The sequence below is a fragment of the Rhizobium sp. P1_E1 genome, assembly GCF_056406015.1.
This window is the reverse complement of record NZ_JBFUAY010000417.1, coordinates 1-2,272: the sequence shown is the minus strand read 5'-3', so window position 1 is coordinate 2,272 and position 2,272 is coordinate 1. Positions and strand designations below refer to the sequence as shown.

The following is a 2,272-nucleotide window of genomic DNA, read 5'->3' as shown; positions in this document are numbered from 1 at the left end:
GAATGCAAGAGCTGACGAAGGGTATCCTGCAGGGTGGGGATAGTGGCGACGCGTCAGAAAGCCCACTAACGACGAAAGAAATAAGCAAGAGAGATGAAGCGTTTTCGGCCATGCAAGGCATAGAAACGTTCCTCAACATGCGTGAGCCATCGAGTCCAGTACCGCTCCTTCTTGCGCGTGGGCGCGAATTGATGACGAGAGATTTTTCATCAATTCTGAAGGAACTTTTGAGTGGTAAGATCAAGACGGGAAATGATGTTTCATGATACTTGAAAATATCACGCCATTGTGAAACGAATATTAGTAGAGGATAGGGAGGCGACAATGAGTTCTGACAATGGACAACGTTTCATCAAGCGGAACCGCCCTCCGCGCGTGCAAATTTCCTATGAGGATCCGACCGACGCGGAAAAGATTGTTGAGCTGCCTTTCGTAATGGGTGTGCTGAGCGATCTTTCCGGCAATGGATCCCAGGTAGAAAAGCCTCCACTCGCAGAACGCAGCTTCTCTACCGTAAGTATGGATAATTTCGACGAGTTTATGCGCAAGGTCGAACCGGCYGTTGCCATGCGGGTGCCAAACAAGCTGGATTCGCAGCGCCAGAACGAAAAGCTCGGGATCAACCTTACGTTTCGGCAGATGGCTGATCTGGAGCCTGCGTCCATCGCGCGGCAGGTCCCAGCGCTGCGGGCGCTTCTTGAGGCGCGAGAACAGCTTGCCAATCTGCAACGCTATATGAACGGTCGCGTTGATGCCGAGCAGAGGCTCGCACAACTGCTGGCCGATCCGGCATTGATGAGGGCTCTCGCCAGTCGGAATGACGATACTAGTGCGGGTGCATCGGACAGCGGCAGTGCTGACGCTCACTCCAATTCATAAGGAGCCGTTTTCATGGTCTCGGAACCTCAGGACCTCAATCAGCATGAACCTCAGACAACCACCGTCGTGGCCGATGAATTTGCGGTACTACTCAAGCAGAGCTTCAAGACGAAAACGGAGCGTGCGGCAACAGAGGTTGATAATGCCATCGTCACACTCGTCAATCAGGCGCTTTCCGACGCGGATGTCATTAAGGATGATGTTCTCGACACGATCAGCGAAATGATCGCACGTTTGGACGAGAAGCTGTCCGCACAGGTCAACGAGATTATGCACGCGCCGGAGTTTCAGTTAGTGGAAAGTGCGTGGCGAGGACTCCAATATTTGACGAGCAATTCCGAGACGGACTCGACACTGAAAATTAAAGTTATGAATGTTTCGAAGAGCGAATTGCTCTCGGATTTTAAACGCTATGCTGGCGCCAAGTGGGACCAGAGCCCGCTTTTTAAGAAACTTTATGAAAACGAGTATGGCGTGCTAGGTGGCGAACCTTATGGTGCGCTCGTGGGCGATTTTCAGTTCGATCATACTCCACAAAGCGTTTCGCTTCTGCGAGACATCGGAAAGATTGCCGCAGCGGCTCATTGCCCCTTTATTTCCGCAGCAAATCCTTCGGTTATGGGTTTCGACGATTGGAGTGAACTGGTCAATCCGCGTGATCTCGGAGAGATTTTCGACGCACCGGATTATGCCGCTTGGCGATCACTGCGGGACTCCGAAAACTCCCGTTATATTGCGCTCTGCATGCCGCGCGTCCTCGCCAGAGAGCCATTCGGGGAAAAATCGGTCAAAGTCGAAGAATTTTCCTTCGAAGAGGAAACCGATGGGCACGATGGTAGCAAGTATGCCTGGATGAATGCGGCGTATGCGATGGCTGCGAATATCAACCGAGCACATAAGGAATATGGTTGGACAGTGCGCATTCGCGGTGTGCAATCTGGAGGCGAAGTGATTAACCTGCCACTGCACACCTTCCCCACAGACGACGGTACTGTCGATATGAAGTGCCCTACGGAGATCTCCATCAGTGATCGCCGGGAAGCGGAATTGTCCAAGGCCGGGTTGATGCCATTGATCCATCGCAAAAACAGCGACAAGGCGGTTTTCATCGGTGCGCAGTCGCTGTACCGGCCAAAGAAGATGAGCACTGACGAGGCGACGGCTTCGGAAAATCTCTCGTCCCGCTTGCCCTACATGTTCGCTTGCTCACGCTTTGCACATTATCTGAAATGCATGGTTCGCGACGCCGTCGGTGACACCCGCGAACGAGAGGATCTGCAGCGCTGGCTGCAGAGTTGGATAAATCGCTACGTCGACGGTGATCCGCGCAATTCCACTTCGCTCGTCAAGGCCAAGAAGCCGCTTGCCGGTGCGAAGGTCGACGTGTTCGAGG

Annotated in this window: 2 protein-coding genes and 1 pseudogene; all 3 read left to right on the top strand. The window is 53.1% G+C overall.

The annotated features are described in order from the left end of the window. A pseudogene (locus AC1D1Z_RS36525) lies at positions 1-266 on the top strand (hypothetical protein); the annotation flags it as partial. A 58-nt stretch (positions 267-324) separates the two neighbouring features. Beyond that, a complete protein-coding gene (gene tssB, locus AC1D1Z_RS36520) occupies positions 325-879 on the top strand; it encodes a type VI secretion system contractile sheath small subunit (protein WP_477853697.1) in 555 nt (184 codons plus the stop codon). Positions 880-891: 12 nt separating this feature from the next. Next, a partial coding sequence (gene tssC, locus AC1D1Z_RS36515; protein ID WP_477853696.1) for a type VI secretion system contractile sheath large subunit occupies positions 892-2,272 on the top strand: 1,381 nt, incomplete at its 3' end.